This is a genomic window from Pontibacter coccineus (assembly GCF_030546575.1).
Lineage (GTDB): Bacteria > Bacteroidota > Bacteroidia > Cytophagales > Hymenobacteraceae > Pontibacter > Pontibacter coccineus.
The window spans coordinates 1-18,277 of the sequence record NZ_JAUOTN010000008.1 but is presented as its reverse complement, the minus strand read 5'-3'; the positions used below and the strand labels follow the sequence as shown (position 1 = coordinate 18,277).

Annotated in this window: 19 protein-coding genes; 18 read left to right on the top strand and 1 reads right to left on the bottom strand. The window is 51.3% G+C overall.

The window, feature by feature from the left end; all coding sequences use genetic code 11:
* The first annotated feature begins 77 nt into the window (after positions 1 to 77).
* The 18 genes from Q4E40_RS16800 (at position 78) to cls (ending at position 16,378) form a co-directional block, all read left to right on the top strand.
* Positions 78 to 1,490 (top strand): MBL fold metallo-hydrolase, encoded by a 1,413-nt coding sequence (locus Q4E40_RS16800; RefSeq protein WP_303413783.1) that lies wholly within the window; start codon positions 78 to 80, stop codon positions 1,488 to 1,490.
* A gap of 159 nt (positions 1,491 to 1,649) precedes the next feature.
* Positions 1,650 to 1,979, top strand: a complete 330-nt coding sequence (locus Q4E40_RS16795; RefSeq protein WP_303413782.1) for a rhodanese-like domain-containing protein — start codon at positions 1,650 to 1,652, stop codon at positions 1,977 to 1,979.
* A gap of 98 nt (positions 1,980 to 2,077) precedes the next feature.
* Positions 2,078 to 2,635, top strand: a complete 558-nt coding sequence (locus Q4E40_RS16790; protein ID WP_303413781.1) for a YeeE/YedE family protein — start codon at positions 2,078 to 2,080, stop codon at positions 2,633 to 2,635.
* A gap of 120 nt (positions 2,636 to 2,755) precedes the next feature.
* The gene (locus Q4E40_RS16785; protein ID WP_303413779.1) at positions 2,756 to 3,169 is read left to right on the top strand and encodes a DUF6691 family protein; all 414 of its coding nucleotides are present in this window, start codon (positions 2,756 to 2,758) and stop codon (positions 3,167 to 3,169) included.
* Positions 3,170 to 3,254: 85 nt separating this feature from the next.
* Positions 3,255 to 4,517, top strand: coding sequence for an MFS transporter (locus Q4E40_RS16780; RefSeq protein ID WP_303413778.1), 1,263 nt, complete (start codon positions 3,255 to 3,257; stop codon positions 4,515 to 4,517).
* A gap of 55 nt (positions 4,518 to 4,572) precedes the next feature.
* The gene (locus Q4E40_RS16775) at positions 4,573 to 4,935 is read left to right on the top strand and encodes a hypothetical protein (protein ID WP_303413777.1); all 363 of its coding nucleotides are present in this window, start codon (positions 4,573 to 4,575) and stop codon (positions 4,933 to 4,935) included.
* A gap of 164 nt (positions 4,936 to 5,099) precedes the next feature.
* Positions 5,100 to 5,981 carry a DoxX family membrane protein gene (locus Q4E40_RS16770; RefSeq protein ID WP_303413775.1) on the top strand — a complete coding sequence of 294 codons (882 nt, stop codon included), beginning with the start codon at positions 5,100 to 5,102 and terminating at the stop codon, positions 5,979 to 5,981.
* Between the two features lie 91 nt (positions 5,982 to 6,072).
* Positions 6,073 to 6,702 carry a TlpA disulfide reductase family protein gene (locus Q4E40_RS16765; protein WP_303413774.1) on the top strand — a complete coding sequence of 210 codons (630 nt, stop codon included), beginning with the start codon at positions 6,073 to 6,075 and terminating at the stop codon, positions 6,700 to 6,702.
* A 109-nt stretch (positions 6,703 to 6,811) separates the two neighbouring features.
* The gene (locus Q4E40_RS16760; protein ID WP_303413772.1) at positions 6,812 to 7,759 is read left to right on the top strand and encodes a sterol desaturase family protein; all 948 of its coding nucleotides are present in this window, start codon (positions 6,812 to 6,814) and stop codon (positions 7,757 to 7,759) included.
* An 873-nt stretch (positions 7,760 to 8,632) separates the two neighbouring features.
* A complete protein-coding gene (locus tag Q4E40_RS16755) occupies positions 8,633 to 9,361 on the top strand; it encodes a VIT1/CCC1 transporter family protein (protein WP_303413770.1) in 729 nt (242 codons plus the stop codon).
* A 251-nt stretch (positions 9,362 to 9,612) separates the two neighbouring features.
* On the top strand, positions 9,613 to 9,954 hold the full coding sequence (locus Q4E40_RS16750; RefSeq protein ID WP_303413768.1) for a hypothetical protein: 342 nt from the start codon (positions 9,613 to 9,615) through the stop codon (positions 9,952 to 9,954).
* Positions 9,955 to 10,206: 252 nt separating this feature from the next.
* Positions 10,207 to 10,419, top strand: coding sequence for a Sec-independent protein translocase subunit TatA/TatB (locus tag Q4E40_RS16745; protein ID WP_303413767.1), 213 nt, complete (start codon positions 10,207 to 10,209; stop codon positions 10,417 to 10,419).
* Between the two features lie 35 nt (positions 10,420 to 10,454).
* Positions 10,455 to 11,114, top strand: coding sequence for a DedA family protein (locus Q4E40_RS16740; RefSeq protein ID WP_303413766.1), 660 nt, complete (start codon positions 10,455 to 10,457; stop codon positions 11,112 to 11,114).
* Between the two features lie 30 nt (positions 11,115 to 11,144).
* A complete protein-coding gene (locus tag Q4E40_RS16735; RefSeq protein ID WP_303413764.1) occupies positions 11,145 to 12,575 on the top strand; it encodes a dicarboxylate/amino acid:cation symporter in 1,431 nt (476 codons plus the stop codon).
* Positions 12,576 to 12,852: 277 nt separating this feature from the next.
* Positions 12,853 to 13,320 (top strand): COG2426 family protein, encoded by a 468-nt coding sequence (locus tag Q4E40_RS16730; RefSeq protein WP_303413763.1) that lies wholly within the window; start codon positions 12,853 to 12,855, stop codon positions 13,318 to 13,320.
* Between the two features lie 62 nt (positions 13,321 to 13,382).
* On the top strand, positions 13,383 to 14,342 hold the full coding sequence (locus Q4E40_RS16725) for a calcium/sodium antiporter (protein WP_303413762.1): 960 nt from the start codon (positions 13,383 to 13,385) through the stop codon (positions 14,340 to 14,342).
* Between the two features lie 212 nt (positions 14,343 to 14,554).
* Positions 14,555 to 14,764, top strand: coding sequence for a hypothetical protein (locus Q4E40_RS16720; protein WP_303413760.1), 210 nt, complete (start codon positions 14,555 to 14,557; stop codon positions 14,762 to 14,764).
* Between the two features lie 141 nt (positions 14,765 to 14,905).
* Complete coding sequence (cls, locus tag Q4E40_RS16715; RefSeq protein WP_303413758.1) at positions 14,906 to 16,378, top strand: cardiolipin synthase; 1,473 nt, start codon at positions 14,906 to 14,908, stop codon at positions 16,376 to 16,378.
* A gap of 223 nt (positions 16,379 to 16,601) precedes the next feature.
* On the opposite strand, the gene Q4E40_RS16710 is transcribed toward cls, so the two are convergent.
* A partial coding sequence (locus tag Q4E40_RS16710) for a putative Ig domain-containing protein (protein ID WP_303413757.1) occupies positions 16,602 to 18,277 on the bottom strand: 1,676 nt, incomplete at its 5' end.

Below are 18,277 nucleotides of genomic sequence, written 5' to 3'. Positions count from 1 at the left end.
TACTGATATTTGTATTGTCATCGGATGAGAAGGTGACGATTGAAAGCGAAAAATAAAGAACTCAAAACCCTATACCCATGAAAGTAGAACAGATCTATACCGGGTGCCTGGCACAGGGCGCTTATTACATCGAGAGCAAGGGGGAAGTGGCCATTATCGACCCGCTTCGCGAGATCAAGCCATACCTGGAAAAAGCTGAAAAAGCCAACGCCACAATCAAATATGTGCTGGAAACGCACTTCCACGCCGACTTCGTTTCGGGCCACGTGGACCTGGCCAAAGCCACCGGCGCGCAGATCGTTTTTGGTCCCAATGCACAACCTACTTTTGAGGCACACATCGCAACCGACGGTGAAGAACTGAAAGTGGGCGATGTGACCATCAAGGTACTGCACACACCCGGCCATACCATGGAATCCACCACATACCTGCTGCTCGACGAGAATGGCAAAGAGTACGCCATCTTCTCGGGCGACACGCTCTTTATCGGTGACGTGGGCCGTCCGGATCTGGCCGTAAAGTCCGACATGACAGAAGAACAGCTGGCCGCACACCTCTACGACTCGCTGCGCAACAAGATCATGACCTTACCGGATGATGTGATCGTGTACCCTGCGCACGGCGCCGGTTCTGCCTGTGGCAAAAACATGAGTAAGGAAACCACCGACCTACTGGGCAATCAGAAAAAGGTGAACTACGCGCTGCGTGCCGACATGACGAAAGAAGAGTTCGTGAAAGAGGTAACGGACGGCTTGCTGCCGCCTCCGGGCTACTTCCCGATGAACGTGAAGATGAACAGGGAAGGCTACGCCAATATTGCCGACGTGCTCACACAAGGCCAGCAGGCACTGTCACCGGAGGCATTTGAAGCTGCCGTGAACGAAACAGGCGCCCTGGTGCTGGACACCCGCAAACCGGAGACTTTTGCGGCAGGCTTTATTCCAAATAGCATCAACATCGGCATCGACGGCAATTTCGCTCCCTGGGTAGGTGCCCTGATTCCGGATGTACAGCAACCTATTCTGTTTATTGCCGACAAAGGCCGTGAGGAGGAAGTGGTAACCCGACTGGCCCGTGTCGGCTACGACAACACCCTGGGCTATCTGCAGGGTAGCTTTACGGCCTGGCAGGCGGCTGGCAAGGAAACAGATTCCATCAGGTCGATCTCGGCTGCTACGTTTGCGGCTGATTATGCCAAAGACAACAACATCAAAGTAGTAGACGTGCGCAAGCCCGGCGAGTACCAGGCCGAACATGTGGAGGATGCCAAGCATGCCCCGCTCGATTACCTGAACGAGCACCTGGCCGAGTTGCCAAAAGACGAAGACCTCTACATCCACTGCGCCGGCGGTTACCGTTCCATGATCGCGGCATCTATCCTGAAGGCAAGAGGCTTTGACAACGTCATCAATGTGGAAGGCGGATTTAAGGCCATCGCTGAGACAAACATACCCAGAACAACCTACGTTTGCCCGTCCACACTGAAGTAAAATGGTTTAGTATTTTGATTAGGAAAGCGGGGCCGGTCTGAAACTGGCCCCGTTTTTATTTAAAACCAGGTTGCGTGACCAAAGTCACTGAACCCCGCTGGCTATACCTGTAACTTTGTATAGTTAACTTCAAATCACGAACAACAAGACACAAAAGCCATGTTCAATATCTTCAAATCCGCTCCCAAGAACTACGAAAACCTGGACGGAAAAGCATTCAAAACAAAATACCAGAACGCATCGAAAGCGGAGCTGCTGGATGTAAGAACAGCCGGTGAGTTTGCCTCCGGCACGATAAAGAGCGCCAGGAACCTGGACGTGACCTCAGGGCAATTTCAGAATGCGCTGGGCTCACTCGACAAAGACAAGGAATACTTCGTGTTCTGCCGCAGCGGCAACCGCAGCGGTTCAGCCTGCGAACTGCTGAGCGCACAAGGCTTCAAGTGCTACAACCTCGCTGGAGGTATAGGCGCCTGGCCAAACAACTAACCCAAAAAACGGAGCAGATTCGGAAGGGGCACGCGACCTCGCTCCTTCCCTGCTCTTCTCTCCTAAACCCTAAACAGTAAATACATTTTTAAAAAGTTATGTTAGAGCTTTTAAGACAACCATGGCCCTGGTATACCTCGGGTATCGTGATCGCTTTCATCATGGTGCTGCTGTTGTTTTTCGGCAAGTCGTTTGGTTTCTCTTCCAACCTGCGCACTATTTGTACGGCCTGCGGGGCCGGCAAAACGGTTAAGTTCTTTGATTTTGACTGGCGCTCCCAGACCTGGAACCTGCTATTCCTGGTAGGTGCCATCATCGGTGGTTTTATCGCATCTGAGTTCCTTTCTAGTGGGGAGGCGGTTCAGATCTCCGAAGCCACCATCCGGGACCTGCAACAGCTGGGTATTTCATCACCGGACGGCATGCAACCAGAAGAGATTTTCAGCCTGAGCGCGGCCTTCAGCCTCAAAGGATTTCTGATTTTGCTGTTGGGTGGTTTTGCAATTGGCTTCGGCTCACGCTACGCAGGCGGCTGTACCTCAGGTCACGCCATCAGCGGTATATCCAATTTGCAGCTCCCCTCACTGATCGCCGTGATCGGCTTCTTCATAGGTGGTCTGATCACCACATTCGTTTTGCTGCCGCTGATCTTTTAATGATTAATTAAGAATGAATAATGACTAATCATTTGAAGTCCCTTTACAGACTATGTCATTGTTCATATACCATTAATTAATCATTCGTCATCAATCATTATTCATTAATAATTCCATCTCGTGAAAGGTATAAAATTTATAATAGCCGGCATTTTGTTCGGCATCGTGATGAGTAAGTCGGAGGCCATTTCGTGGTTCCGCATTCAGGAGATGTTCCGTTTCCAGGACTTCCACATGTACGGCATCATCGGTACGGCGGTCGCGCTGGGTACGCTGGCTACTTTCCTGATCAAGAAATTCAAACTGCGCGACTACCAGGGCAACCCGATCGTGTTCACTCCCAAGGAAAAATCGGTTACGCGCTACCTGATTGGCGGCACTATTTTCGGGTTAGGCTGGGCACTGACAGGCGCCTGTCCAGGTCCGATGTTTGTGAACATTGGCTTCAGCTACTGGGCAATCTTTATCGCGATTGCAGGCGCGTTGGCCGGCACCTACCTCTATGGTGCCATCAAAGACAGATTGCCGCATTAAAAAACTGGCTACTTGTTGAGTAAATGCTGAAAGACACGTGCCACTAGCAGTGGCTTTCACGCATACCCAAAAAAACTACAGGACCATGTCGACAAACAGTACACGATTAGGCTTGCGAGAGAATGCCAGGCAGTTCTGGCTGCTGGTGCTTGTCAACGGCTTTGTGGGCGCCATGGTCGGACTGGAGCGCTCTGTCATCCCGGAGTTTGCCGAAACGGTTTTCGCTATCAGCGGGCACACGGCGCTTCTCTCGTTTATCGTCGCTTTTGGCCTGGCCAAGTCCTTAGCCAACATGATGATGGGCCGGCTCACGCTGCGCTATACCCGCAAGCAACTGCTTTTGATTGGCTGGCTCTTTGCCTTGCCGGTGCCCTGGCTCCTGTTGTATGCCAACAACTGGTGGTGGGTGATCTTTGCCAACCTGCTATTAGGTATAAACCAGGGACTTGCCTGGTCGGCTACTGTGGTGATGAAGATTGACCTGGTGGGTGAGAAGAACCGCGGCCTGGCGATGGGCATCAACGAATTTGCAGGATACATGGCCGTAGGTTTGGTGGCATTCCTGGCCGGTTATATTGCTTCCACAACTGGTGAAGTGACCTATGCCTTTATTCCAGGTATAGCCTTCTCGAAGTTCGGGCTGCTGCTGACCTGGTTCTTTGTGCGTGACACGCAAGCCCACGTCAAGACCGAGACAGCCCGGACCAGCCTGCCGCTCCTGCGCAACGTCTGGAAAGACACAACCTGGCGGCATGCGAACCTGGGCTCGGTCACGCTGAGTGGATTTGTGAACAACATGAACGACGGCATCCTGTGGGGTTTGCTGCCGGTGCTGTTGATGAGCAAGGGCTATACCTTGCAGCAGGTCGGTTTGCTGGCTGGCGTTTACCCGGCGGTGTGGGGCATTGGCCAGTTAGTGACAGGCAAACTCGGCGATGTGCTCTGCAAGAAACAACTGCTGAGCCAGGGTATGCTCCTGCAAGGTATAGCGATTGGGGTGCTCTTCTTCAGCCAGGCCTATGCGGTAGTGGTGGCGGCACTGGTGCTGTTGGGAGCCGGCACGGCACTCGTATACCCGAATTTTCTGTCGGTAGTGGCCGAAAACACGCACCCGGAGCAGCGGCCGCAGAGCCTGGGCATCTTCCGTTTCTGGCGCGACTTCGGCTATGTGGCGGGTGCTGTGGCTGCGGGTGTTTTCAGCGATTTCTTTGGCGTGGAATTTGTACTGTTGGGCACGGCCATCCTGACCGTCAGTGCCGGTGTGCTTTCCGAAATAAGGATGTGCTGCACCAAAAAGCGCTTGTGGCACAGCTCCGAATGCGCGACAAACTTGGCAGTCCGGACTTAGTATTGTAAATTTACATGATCACTGGCATTCTATACCAGCTGCCACCGCTAAAACCATGAAGCATACGCTGCTCCTTCTTTTAGGCACTTTGTTACTTTTTTTCACCATGGCTACTACACAGAAGCCTGTGAAATCAGTTGGTTGTGCACTTAAAAGTGAGTTGAAAGAAGCAAATGGTGATAGAAAGCTGAAGCGCCCCTGCGCCAGAAAATGCCTGAAGCACCAGACGCATTCCGAGCAGAAGACTCCCGCTACCGTCCTGGTTGACTGCGGTCCACAACTCTACGCTGTGGTGAACGAGGCACAATCTGACTCATTTTTCCATTTTACTGCCGGACAGCAGCCAGCGGCTCCCGTCCAGTCCAGCTACCTGTCGCCTACCCTTGGCGCTGATCCCGACCCTCCGCGATTTTCTTAACCGAACAAATGCACCTTGTTGACACAGCCATCAGTTGCCAGGTTTGCCCCCGTTGCTATACCTGCCGGGCTGTGCCTTGTTCGACATGTCAAAGCGATAGGCACCTCCTATCCTGCTGCGACGATCATTTAAAGAAAATAAGCGATCTTATGGAAAATACTGCTTTGCAAAAAATATCATTCCTGGTGCTCCGCATCATGGGCAGCCTGATCTTTATCACGGCTGGCTTTAATCATCTGCTTCAAACTGCCGGCGCTGTCGCCCGCCTCGAGAAAGCCCCTTTTGCCCATTTGACTACCTGGTTAGCCCCTGCCGAGACCTTAATCATCCTCTCAGGTGTGGGTTTGCTGGTTGGCGGCGCTATGCTGCTGGCCGGGTTTAAAACGAGACCGGCCGCTGCCCTGCTGCTGGGTATACTGATTCCGATCACCCTCACCGTGCAGATTGGTGCCGAAGGCTTCGGCCCTTTGTTCAAGAATATTGCCCTGATCGGGATGCTCTTGTTTTTCCTTGTGAATGGGGCCGTTCATTATGGCCTGGACCAAACATTGCTTCACAACAAACAGCTGAAGCCAGCTTTTAAGAATAAAATAACCAGCAAGTATGTAGCCGTACTGGCATTTGGTCTGCTGATGTTCCTTGGCTCCTGCGCCAGCGGCACGACTGTTGCCCAAAACACTACTGCACCTGAAGCAGTTGCAACTCAAACCGGCAAAAAATACGCCGTGCTGATCAGCCAGCCGAACCACCTGAAAGCCGCCGTCAACACAGCTCAAACTATTACAAAAGAGAGCCGCTACCAGCGGGAAAGCTTTGTGGTGATGGCCTGCAGCAAGTCTGTGGAAGCTTTTGTGAAGGGCAGCGACCTGGCACCCGAATTCGAGAAAGGCAAAGCGGCCGGCATCACCTACCGCGTATGTGGCCTGTCGCTCAGGCAGTTTAACATCGACGCCAGCACACTGGTAGAGGGCGTTGAAGTAATTCCGAATGGCCTGACCTACCTATTTGACCTGCAGCAACAAGGCTACACCACAGTTGAACTTTAAGCCCGAGCCAACTGCATGTACAGCTCAAAATTGACTTTATAAATTTAATTAAACTGATTCGCGCAAGCCGAATCCTACAAAACATACGATCATGAACAAGAATAAATTCTCAATCAAAAACATACCTGGCTGGGCGATCACACTCGGCATTTTCGGCATCCTATACCTGACGGGTCTGCACACCGAGGCTATCGGGCAGGTGCAGCGCATTTTGCTGGCGACAGGTATAAAAAATGCTGATGTACCGAACATAGATGAAATTGCCACCGCATCCGAAACAACGTCGTTCGAAACAGCCGGAGCAAACATGGCCGGAGCCGGATTCAAAATGGTGGGTCTTGATGGCAAAACCGTAGCGTTCGAAAGCCTGAAAGGCAAAGTGGTATTCCTCAACATCTGGGCCACCTGGTGTCCGCCTTGTATTGCCGAAATGCCGAACATCCACAGTTTATACAAGAAAATGGACCCCAACAAAGTGGCATTCGTGATGCTGTCGGTGGATGAAGGCGGTATGGGCAAGGTGAAGAAGTTCATAGACAAGAAGGGCTATACCTTCCCGGTGTACATGCCGGCCAGCCAGTTTCCGCAGGAGTTTTACAGCACGGCTATACCTACCACATTCATCATCTCCCCGGATGGTAAGATCGTAGCCAAGCAGGAAGGTATGGCCGAATACGACACCAAAGAAGTGCGCGAGTTTCTGGAGGGATTGGCAAAGTAAGCTTTTAAAAAATAGTCGGCTGAAACCTTATGCCGACTATTTTTTTTTACCTACCCCAGCATAGCGCTTGGAACGATTCACCTGTAACAAATTTTGACAGTAGAGCTGCATGGAAAAATACTGGCACATCTTCACGACCTCTTTTTCTGACTACGGCAATTACCTGTGGCGTGAACTGCTGTACCCGGGCTGGGGCAACTATTTTTACTGGCTGCTGGGGCTGTCGCTCTTATTCTGGCTGCTCGAGATCGTGCTGCCCTGGCGAAAAGGCCAGCCGCTGATCCGGCAGGATTTCTGGCTCGACGGCTTCTACATGTTCTTCAATTTCTTCCTTTTCTCGCTGGTCGGTTTCAACGCCATCACCAACATCGGCGTGGAGGCTTTCAACGATTTCCTGGGCTTTTTTGGCATTCAGAATTTAGTGGCTTTTGAGATACATTCTTGGCCGGTGTGGGCGCAGCTGCTCACGCTCTTTGTGCTGCGGGACTTTATTCAGTGGAACGTGCACCGTTTCCTCCACCGCTCCGATTTTCTCTGGCGCTTCCACAAGGTGCACCACTCGGTGCAGCAGATGGGCTTTGCGGCGCACCTGCGCTTCCATTGGGGCGAAACGGTGGTCTACCGTACCATCGAGTACATTCCGCTGGCCATGATCGGTTTTGGCATTCAGGACTTCTTTCTGGTGCACATTTTTGCGACCGCCATTGGCCACTTTAACCATTCCAACCTGCATATCCCGCTGGGTCCGCTCCGCTTTCTGCTCAACAACCCGCAAATGCACATCTGGCACCATGCCCGGCACATGCCGCTCCGCTATGGCGCCAATTACGGTATCAGCCTGAGCGTGTGGGATTACCTCTTCGGCACGGCATATGTGCCGGAAGACGGCCGCGATATCGAACTTGGCTTTGAGGAGGTAGAAGCATACCCGAAGTCTTTTCTGAAGCAGCAGGTTTATCCTTTCCGGGAGCGTTCGGGCACACCTGAGGAGGAGGAAGTAAAGTCAACGAAAGCAAAGCAACTTATACCTGCTGAAGAGGAAAGCGCTCTGATTTAAATGCAGTAACGCTGCTTAAGCGAAGCTGGTGGAATAATTATTCATGGCGTGAGCGACCTCACTTGTGTCTGCTATGGTTGGGGCTCTGGCCTAAGTGTAGGTATAGCTGATTACACTTTATTTCAAGTATGGCAACCTTTATTGCTTTGTAGCTTCGCCTGTGCGGCGGGCACTCACTTTTTGTCTTGACACAAAAAGTAAGCAAAAAAGTCAAGACGCTCCAAACTCGCTGAACGCTCGAACAGTGGAGCGCCGAAAAGTGCACCTGGCTCAGGTGATTTGCTTTGTAGCTTCCAGGGCAAGTTAGTCTTTCGATGCGTGCCAGTGTTTCGTATGGCATGTAACTTCAATTACAACGCTTATACCTGTAAAGAAGTAGTTACAGATTCCCCGCCTTAGATAAGGAGGGGTTAGGGGTGGTTGGACCAGGGACTGCTAAGAAGCTGCTGAAGCTATATCGCATATACCTGTTAAGGGATAGCGGCAGAAATTCCCTTCCTTGGCAAATTCAAGGGTGTGTTATTGCAAAAGCTTAACCTCCCCTCAACCAAAATCCTTTCAGGATGACAAAACGAAAAGCAGGAGCCAAAGAGTCCCTTTGGGGGCATATGGATGTTAATCGTGCACGAAAATCCTGTCAATTATAGAATCCTGAAAATCCTGAATCAGACAAATACACATGCACGACTCGCAAAGGTCACGACCGGCCTCTGCAAACGATCACTATTCATACCTACCTACACCGCCATTCACCCCCACGACGGTAGCATCTAACGCCGCTACTTTTCAACTTCCAAACTCTTCAACTCGCCCCTTTCCGAATTCTGCTATTTTCCTGTAACTTGAGTATACCTTAACTTAAGCGCTCCAGCCATGCAACACCACGAGGTACAGTCGGAGGACAAAATTCTTTTTTTCAAAAAGGAGTACATTTCTGAGTTTGTGTATGGCGGCGTTGATGGGGCTATCACGACCTTTGCCGTGGTGGCCGGGGCGGAGGGCGCCAGCCTGGGCATATCGGTCGTCATCATCCTGGGGCTGGCAAACCTGATCGCGGACGGCTTCTCCATGTCGGTTGGTAACTACTTTTCCACCAAGGTTTCCCGCGATAATTTTGACCGGCACAAAGCCCGCGAGTACTGGGAAGTCGAGCACCTGGGCGCTACGGAGAAAGCTGAAATCCGGGAAATCTACGAGGCCAAAGGTTTTAAGGGCGATCTGCTGGATCAGGTGGTGGAGGTGATCACTTCCGATAAGGACGTGTGGGTGGATACCATGATGAAAGAGGAACTGGAGATGGCCAAGGACGACAAGACACCCGTCAAAACCGCTTCTGTCACCTTTATCAGTTTTATCATAGTCGGGTCCATTCCGTTGCTGGCCTACATTTTTGCCGGCCTCGATTCCGGTATAGCCGGCAACGAACTCTTCCTTTACTCCAGCGTCCTCACCGGCATCGCCCTTACAATGGTAGGGGCCCTGAAGAGCCTGGTAACAGAGCGCAACATGCCGGCAGGTATAGCGGAGACGCTGCTGCTGGGTGGCTTGGCGGCCTTACTGGCTTATTTTGTAGGCGATATGCTGGAACAGGTGTTCAGGTAAGCCCTACCCTACCCGTTATGAAATGCGGCCTCAGCTAGTTGCATCCTTCCCCGTAGCAACCATCTGTCTCACAGGGCAAACCAACTTCCGGATGGCTGATTTGCCTGCGTCTGACAAAGCGCCCAAATACAGTTTCTGCGAAGCCTGCAAATTTAATCTACAGATCACTCACTTACTTGCAATTTGTGTTATATTTGCGATGGCTTATGGCCCTGACTCTGCCTAAATACCGCTTTCTGAGGCATTTGATCATGTCGCTCGCTCTGCTTTGGGCTGTTATGCTCCATGGCACTGCAGCGTATGCCCATGATACGGTACAAGTGGCGCAGCGCTATACCACCGGTATAGCTCAGGGGAATGACGCCAACAGCGACACCAGTAAAACCAGTCTGCAGTGCGGGCAGCTATACCTGGCCCAGGAGGGCACCAACAATACCCTCAGTATAAACCTGCAGCCCGCGGCCACGGTCTCAAAAGCCAATCACATACGGTTCACCGGTCACCAGGCGATCCCGCGCTACGCCTCACGGGCGCCCGGCGATAACTTTTTTTGTCAGTTTTTCTACACCTCCAATCAGCCCCAGGCTCCTTAGACTGCGGCGCACCTCCTCTATCAGATGAAAAATGCTCCGGCACTGGGCAAACTGCTTCGCCTGGCAATCGCAGGTATAGCCGGCGCTAACACACGGCCTGTTTCATCCTGATTTCCGGATCCATCCTGGCTGCCAGCATGTGCAAGGCAGTTTTTGTAGCCCGATTTTACTTCGGCTACTCCCCCGTAGCCGCCCTAACGGTAAGGGGACCTTTAATTCTTCTTTTTTAAACTGACTTTAATTCAATTCAAAATGAACAGCATTGGAATTTTCGCTTTTATAGGTGGCCTCGGAGGATCTGAAGTGGTCCTCATCATTTTCGCCTTCCTGCTATTGTTTGGCGCCAAACGCATACCTGAACTGGCACGCGGACTGGGCCGCGGCATACGCGAGTTCAAGGACGCCACCAATGAGATCAAGAGTGAGCTCGACAAATCAGTACAAAACACCGACGAAAAGAAATAGCAGGCTGATCGGGCACAAACCGCATAACTTACCCAATGGATTTCATTTATTATTTAATAGACTTCGTGCTCCATATTGACAAGCATCTGGTTGAACTGGTGCAGGAGTACGAGCAGTGGATTTATTTCATCTTGTTCGTGATCGTGTTCTGTGAGACGGGCCTGGTCGTTACTCCTTTCCTGCCGGGCGACTCGCTGCTTTTTGCGCTCGGCGCGCTGGCGGCCATCCCTGCATCGGGCCTTAACCTGGTGCTGCTGATGGTGCTGCTGGTTGCTGCAGCCATTCTGGGCGACTCGTTCAACTATTATGTAGGGAGCAGGATCGGCAGCCGCATCTACCTGCGCGACTTCTGGTTCATGCGACGCTCGCACATAGACCAGACGCAGAAATTTTACGAAAAGTATGGCGGACTCACCATCATTTATGCGCGTTTTGTGCCCATCGTCCGCACCTTCGCCCCCTTTGTGGCAGGTATAGCCAAGATGAATTACAAGCGCTTCTTTAGCTTCAACGTGATAGGGGCCCTGGTATGGGTCGTGTTCTTTATGATGATCGGCTACCTGTTCGGTAACCTGCCGGCCGTCAAGCGACATTTCTCCCTGCTTATCCTGGCCATCATCGTGCTTTCCATCACCCCTCCTATCATTGCCGCCATCAAAGGCTGGCTGTCGAAGAGAAAAACCTCGCAGAGTTAATAAACACAAAAGCTTTAGACGATTTATTTTATGAACAAGAAGGCCATACTGCCACTTTTTACCCTGATCAGCATCAGCATTGCCGCCTTACTGACGGTACTGCAGCAATATGAAGTGATTGCCTTGCCCTCCGAGGTCCTCACCGCCATCCGTTGGGCTGGTACGGGCGTGCTGGTGCTTTACGGACTCCAAAAACGCTCCCTCACCACCTGGATCCTGATCAGTATGGTAATTGGCGCTCAGATCGGTTATGATTTCCCGCAGGTGGCACAAAACCTGAACGTGCTGAGCAAGGTGTTTTTGAAGCTGATCAAAACGATCATCGCGCCCCTTATCTTCGCCACGCTGGTAGTAGGTATAGCGGGCCACGCCAATCTGAAGCAGATCGGCAGCATGGGCTGGAAGGCGCTCCTCTACTTTGAGGTGGTGACCACGCTCGCCCTGTTCATCGGTCTGGCTGCCATCAACATCAGCAAGGCAGGCGAAGGCATCGACATGACAGGTATAGCGGCGACTGAGGAAATTCAGGCACCTGTCAAGCAGACCTGGTCCGACATCATCCTGCATGTGTTCCCGGAGAACATTGCCAAGTCAGTGGCCGAAGGGCAGGTGCTGCAAATCGTGGTGTTCAGTGTGATTTTTGCCATCGGCCTGGCCATGGTGACGGAGAAGAAGCGCAAGCCGATGCTCGACTTCTGCGAGAGCCTTTCTGAGACCATGTTCAAGTTCACCAACATCATCATGTACTTCGCCCCAGTGGGTGTGGGTGCCGCTATTGCCTATACCGTGGGGCACATGGGCTTTGGCATTCTGGTGAACCTGTTCCAGTTGCTGGCTACGCTCTACGTGGCGCTGCTGGCCTTTGTGCTGCTGGTGCTCCTGCCAATCGCGCTTATTGCCCGCGTTCCGATCGTGCGTTTCCTGAAGGCCATTTCCGGTCCGGTGTCCATTGCCTTTGCTACTACCAGTTCGGAGGCGGCGCTGCCGCGTGCTATGGAAGAAATGGAAAAGCTGGGCGTTCCGCGCCGCATTGTGGCCTTCGTAATGCCGACCGGCTACAGCTTTAACCTCGACGGCACCACGCTATACCTGGCGCTGGCCGCTGTGTTTGTGGCCCAGGCCGCCGGCATCGACCTGAGCTGGGAGCAGCAGTTGCTGATGGTGTTTACCCTGATGCTGACCAGCAAGGGCGTAGCCGGTGTACCGCGTGCCTCGCTCGTGATCCTGCTGGGTACGGTCGCTTCGTTCAACCTACCGGTGTGGCCGCTGTTTGCCATCCTGGGTATAGACGAGCTCATGGACATGGCCCGCACCTCCATCAACGTGACCGGTAACTGCCTGGCCACCGCCGTAGTGGCGCGTTGGGAAGGCGAGTTCGATCCGCAGCCGGAAGTAGGCCTGGTGGAGACAACGAACCCGGAGCTGCAGGTACAACAAGAAGAAAAACCCGTTTCCGCTTAACGCCTTTTGCTAAGCGATCTTTGTTGAAGCGAAGCAGTCCTGTTAGCCGAAAAGCCGGCCGGGTCGCTTCGCTTCATCACTTTCTGAATAGCAGCGCTCGTTTAAATTTCGCAGCCTGAAATCGAACAGATAAGATTACGACAAAGAAGTGTTTGAATGGCAGGGCCTTGCCAGGCAAAGATTTAAAAACAGGCACTTGGTGCTCGTGCGACCAAATTGCTCTACTAAAAAAGATCGTGCTACTTGATACTCAAGAAGAAATACGCAAATACTTACCATGATTGAAATACTGATTTATACCTTCCTGCTCAGCATCTCCCCTTTTGGCGAGGCGCGGGCGGGCATTCCGTACGCCGTGCTCAATGACATGCCCGTTTTCTGGGCCTTTGTGGTGGGCCTTGTCGGCAACCTGCTTATTTTCCCTTTGCTGGCCTGGCTGATCGAATCGTTCAGCAAAAAACTCTGGCCAAACCGCATCTACAAAAAAGGGGTGATCAAGCTGGGCAGAAGGGCCAAGAAAGGCGTAGGGGCCGACATACAGAAGTATGGCTTCTGGGGACTGATGGTTTTTGTGATGATCCCGCTGCCCGGCACAGGCGCTTACATGGGCACTATTGCCGCCTACGTGCTTAAAATAGAACGTTACAAAGCCTTTATGGCTGTCAGCATCGGGGTAATCATTTCGTGCCTGATCATGGCTGGCGGATCGTACCTGGGAAACGTGGGATTGAAAACTTTCCCGTAGATTTACGTTAAATCGTAACGCAAACCGTTTCCGGTCGGCGATTCAGGTAAAATGATCCTTACATGCTAAATATTCTCCTTCTCCTAGCCGGCTTCGCCGCCCTTATTTTCGGGGCCGACAAACTGGTTGACGCTGCTTCCGCCCTCGCCAAGAGACTGGGCGTTCCAAACATTGTGATCGGTCTAACCATTGTCGCCTTTGGCACCTCGGCTCCCGAACTGGTGGTGAACGTGTTTGCGGCCATCAACAAAAACACGGACATGGTGATGGGCAACGTCATCGGGAGTAACCTTTTCAACGGGCTGGCTATTCTGGGGATCTGTGCCCTTATCTTCCCGCTCACAGTCAAACGCAACACTACCTGGCTCGAAATACCGCTTAGCGTTCTGGCTGCTGTGGTCGTGCTCTTTATAGCCAGCGATATAACACTGGATGGTGCTGCAAGCAATGTCATCACCCGCTCCGACGGGCTTATCCTGCTGCTCTTTTTCGCCATCTTCCTGGTCTACAACGTAGTGATCGGCCTCGGCGGAAACGCAGACGACGAAGAAACGGAAACCAAGGATTATACTTACTTAAAGTCGGTGCTCTTTATTGTGCTGGGACTGGCCGGCCTGGTGCTGGGTGGCAGGCTGATCGTGACAGGCGCCGTGAACATAGCAGCTGCCTTTGGACTTTCTGAGCGCATCATCGGCCTGACCATCGTCTCGATCGGTACCTCGCTCCCGGAACTGGCCACCTCGGTCGTGGCGGTACGCAAACGCAACGTGGACATCGCCATCGGAAACGTGGTGGGCTCCAATATCTTCAACATCTTCTTTATCCTGGGGATTTCTACAGTGGTTGCGCCGGTGCCGGTAAACCCGGCTTCCTACACAGATATTTTCATGAACATCGGGGCCAGCCTGCTGTTATTCATCTTTATTTTCGTTGGCAAAGGCCGTCAGCTGTCACGTGGGGAGGGCATGGTGTTCCTGCTCCTCTATGTGGCTTACCTAATGCTGCTGATCAGCCAGGAGTAGGAAAACAGCAAATTATCCTGTTTTAAAATGCTGCTGTTTGCTATACCAGCTAATTACCTTTACTTAACAGGTTTATAATTTAACTTTTAAACGTATTAGTATTTTTGGTTTGAATTCCGTTTAACCCCTAATTACCATCTTACCAACTTGAAGGCATGAGAGAATTTTCTGAGTTTTTACAAAAACTCGAGTCCTGCGAATGCGATCTAATAGTGCTTACATTTATCAGTGATGAGCGCCTCTATTGCCGCTTTTTTAAAGGCGGACTGTACAGAGACCGTATGTTCATCAGTGAGCCTGCCATCATTAACGAGCTGCGTACTGTCTGCGGTGAAGGCGAAGAGATTGATGCCAGTGGAATAGGCAAGTTGCGGAAACTGGTCTCATCCACGCAGGCAGATGCCCCGGAATTACAGCTGTAGCTGGTTATTGCACATCCCACATTTCTAGAGAGCCTGGCGCAGTTTGCTGTCAGGCATTTTTGTTGCTGACCATTGGTAAGCGCAACGGCCCTGGGTAGCAGTACCGGGTCTTTCCCTTATACGATCTAAAACCGGCTTTGCATGCAACTTGCGCTCTCTGACATCAACTGGCTTCTGATCGGAGAAACGCTATACCTGGGTCTCCTTATCCTGGTGTGCCTGCGCATCATTTACGACACCCGCTCTTCGATCAAGACGCTCGCCTACCTGTTGCTGGTCATCTTTTTGCCGGTAGTCGGCATCCTGTTCTATTTCTCGTTTGGCATTAACTACCGCAAGCGGAGCCTGTACTCCAAAAAGCTGCTGCAAAATGTGGAGCTCATGAACCAGATCGAACGCAAGATCATCTCCTCCTCCAAACAAAATTTCAGGGAAAGCAGCGCAGAGGTACAGCATTACAAGCCCCTGGCCCGCCTGCTGCTCCAGGATAACCTCAGCCCCCTGACCGCGGGCAATAAGGTAAAACTGCTGCTGAACGGCGAGCAGAAGTTTGCCGAGGTGTTTGAAGCCATTGAAAAAGCCCGGCACCACATCCACCTCGAATACTACATCATCGGGAATGACCACATAGGCAACCAACTCAAGGCGCTGCTGATAAAAAAAGCAAAGGAAGGTGTCATCGTCCGGATGATCTACGATGACTTTGGCAGCCGGCCCATCCGCCGGAAATTCAGGAAAGAGCTGCAGGCCGCCGGCGTGGAGGTATACCCTTTTCACAAGGTATATTTCCTGTTGCTGGCCAACCGGCTCAATTACCGCAACCACCGCAAGATCATTGTAGTGGATAGTACGACAGCCTTTGTAGGCGGCATCAACATCAGCGACAGCTACCTCAATTACCCCGACCAGACCGAAAAGACCTACTGGCGCGACACGCACCTGCGCATCGACGGACCGGGCGCCTTTTACCTGCAGTACCTCTTCTTTACCGACTGGAATTTTTCCTCCCAACGACACCTGGAGCCGGAGAAGAAATACTTTCTGCCACCAGACACAAAGCCGGGCAACACCGTGGTGCAGATCGCTTCGAGCGGCCCCGACTCCGCCAGGCCCACCATCATGTTCTCCATCCTGCAGGCGATTGCTTTGGCCAAGGAGGAGATCCTGCTCACCACGCCCTACTTTATACCTGGCGAAAGCATACTGGACGCGCTCTCGATTGCGGCCATGGGCGGTGTGACGGTGAAACTGCTGGTACCTGAAAACTCGGATTCGTTTATCGTAAACGCCGCCGCCCGCTCCTATTATGAAAGCCTGCTGGAGGTAGGCGTGCATATCTACCTCTACGAGAAAGGATTCATCCATTCCAAAACTTTGGTGGTAGACCAGAACCTGTCGATGGTGGGCACCGCCAACCTGGACTTCCGCAGCTTTGACCTGAATTTTGAAGTGAACGCCGTGGTGTACGATACCGCATTTGCCGGAGAACTGCGCGACGCTTTCTTTCAGGACCTGGAACATGCCCGGAAACTGGATGCCGCAGCATGGAAGGCCCGCCCGGTTTACAAACAGCTGATCGAAAAAGTATTTAAGCTGATTTCCCCGTTGCTGTAGCACAGGGCCACTCGATTCATATACCTATGAAACTGTACCTACCAAGTTGTAACTTTCAAAGTCCCCCTTTGAAGGGGGCAGGGTGATGACAAACTTGCGAGAGAATTCACCTATGGGGTAATGGACAAGGCTGTGTTCATTAAGTGAGCAAAACTTAGCTGCAAAATAGAATCATAGCTGGACTTCCCTTTTCAGAATAGCCCAGCTATGTTTATTATGAACTTCATCGTTTCAAAACTGCCTTTATACTCTGCACTCTCGACGGAGTTGTCAGGCGTGTTATGTAAATACCTTCGGCTAAACCATCTGCTATCAGCCTAAACTCATAAAGTTTATTAGCTTCTGCTATGCCGGTTGCCACGCGTCTCACTAAAGCACCCCGCAAATCAAATACTTCCAAGGTATAGCTTTCCCCATTCTCCAGTGAGAAAGCTATTGTCGTTATACCTGAGAACGGGTTCGGGTAGGTTTCGAAAAAAGCATCAGTAATTTCGGATACTTGCAAGGCAGCCGTAGTACTCGTACCTGTTACTCTAAAGTTCTGTTTGCTAGTTCCAGTACCTCCAGGCGTGGTTACAGAGATGGGGCCCGTTATTGCACCTAGCGGTACGTTAGCTCGGATGGAGGTATTACTTAGCACATTGAACGTAGCAGAAGTACCTTTGAAAGCAACTGTTGTAGCACCTGTAAAATTTGTACCGGTTATAATCACGCTAGTACCCACAGCACCTGAATTTGGCGAGAACTTACTGATTGTTGGCGTAGGATTAGAGCTAGTCACTGTGAAGTTCTGCTTGCTTGTCGCACTGCCATCGAAAGTTATTACTGTTATCTTACCTGATGTTGCATTTTCTGGTACCACAGCACGAACAGTAGTTTCATCAATTGGTTTAAAAACAGCATTTAATCCATTAAACCTAACTTCTAACACCCCACTTCCTAAATTATTACCCAAAATTGTAATGACCGTCCCTATAGGTCCAGAAGTTGGTGATATTGAGGAAATACTAGGTTTCAAAGCAGTAGATTTCACTACTTTAATATTCACAACTTCATTATCCGCAAATTCTCCGTCAGAGACTTGGAATGTAATAGTATAATCTCCAGTTTGGTTGACCTTTGGCGTCCAAGAGAAGGTGCGGGTTGAAGCATTGAATGTAGCGCCTGCAGGCAGTCGTGAGGTGGAATATGAAAGATTTTGGGATGGAATATCAGAATCGATGGCAGAGACTGTGAAAGAAAGGTTGCTATCCATAACTACCTGCTTGTTGCCTATATTAGCTAAAACAGGGGCTACATTTACTTCGTTTACTTGTATCCCAATTTCTTCTTCATCCGTCATCTCACCATCCGAAACGACTACTTTAACGCGGAAAGTGCCTGGTCCCTGTGCTTCGGTGGAAGTCCAACTGAAAGTGCCAGTCTCAGTGATAGAAGCGCCTGTGGGATAGGTACCTGTTTCTGGATCTGCCAAGCTGTAAGTAAGTGAGTTATTTGGTAAATCGTCATCTATGGCTGAAGCTTGGAATGTTAGATATGATTGCTCATTTACTAATTTATTTCCGATAACAGTCAATATGGGTGCCGTGTTTTGAACATTTATTAACCCAAATACAACTACCCTGTGATTAAATTGATCTGCCACGTACACATTCCCCTGTCCATCTACGGCTATGCCATAAGGATGTGACAACTGCCCCTCGCCCGAACCCTCCGAACCAAACTGGAATAGAAAAGCTCCCTGCCCGTCGAACTTCTGCACTCGGTGGTTAAATCTGTCCGCCACGTACACATTCCCCTGACCATCTACGGTTAATCCATTAGGATGTGACAACTGCCCCTCGCCCGAACCCTCCGAACCAAACTGGAATAGAAAAGCTCCCTGCCCGTCGAACTTCT

Coding starts and splice junctions, on each gene's coding strand:
- Q4E40_RS16800 (WP_303413783.1), top strand. CDS start 78: ATGAAAGTAGAACAGATCTATACCGGGTGCCTGGCACAGGGCGCTTAT.
- Q4E40_RS16795 (WP_303413782.1), top strand. CDS start 1,650: ATGTTCAATATCTTCAAATCCGCTCCCAAGAACTACGAAAACCTGGAC.
- Q4E40_RS16790 (WP_303413781.1), top strand. CDS start 2,078: ATGTTAGAGCTTTTAAGACAACCATGGCCCTGGTATACCTCGGGTATC.
- Q4E40_RS16780 (WP_303413778.1), top strand. CDS start 3,255: ATGTCGACAAACAGTACACGATTAGGCTTGCGAGAGAATGCCAGGCAG.
- Q4E40_RS16775 (WP_303413777.1), top strand. CDS start 4,573: ATGAAGCATACGCTGCTCCTTCTTTTAGGCACTTTGTTACTTTTTTTC.
- Q4E40_RS16765 (WP_303413774.1), top strand. CDS start 6,073: ATGAACAAGAATAAATTCTCAATCAAAAACATACCTGGCTGGGCGATC.
- Q4E40_RS16760 (WP_303413772.1), top strand. CDS start 6,812: ATGGAAAAATACTGGCACATCTTCACGACCTCTTTTTCTGACTACGGC.
- Q4E40_RS16755 (WP_303413770.1), top strand. CDS start 8,633: ATGCAACACCACGAGGTACAGTCGGAGGACAAAATTCTTTTTTTCAAA.
- Q4E40_RS16750 (WP_303413768.1), top strand. CDS start 9,613: ATGTCGCTCGCTCTGCTTTGGGCTGTTATGCTCCATGGCACTGCAGCG.
- Q4E40_RS16745 (WP_303413767.1), top strand. CDS start 10,207: ATGAACAGCATTGGAATTTTCGCTTTTATAGGTGGCCTCGGAGGATCT.
- Q4E40_RS16740 (WP_303413766.1), top strand. CDS start 10,455: ATGGATTTCATTTATTATTTAATAGACTTCGTGCTCCATATTGACAAG.
- Q4E40_RS16735 (WP_303413764.1), top strand. CDS start 11,145: ATGAACAAGAAGGCCATACTGCCACTTTTTACCCTGATCAGCATCAGC.
- Q4E40_RS16730 (WP_303413763.1), top strand. CDS start 12,853: ATGATTGAAATACTGATTTATACCTTCCTGCTCAGCATCTCCCCTTTT.
- Q4E40_RS16725 (WP_303413762.1), top strand. CDS start 13,383: ATGCTAAATATTCTCCTTCTCCTAGCCGGCTTCGCCGCCCTTATTTTC.
- cls (WP_303413758.1), top strand. CDS start 14,906: ATGCAACTTGCGCTCTCTGACATCAACTGGCTTCTGATCGGAGAAACG.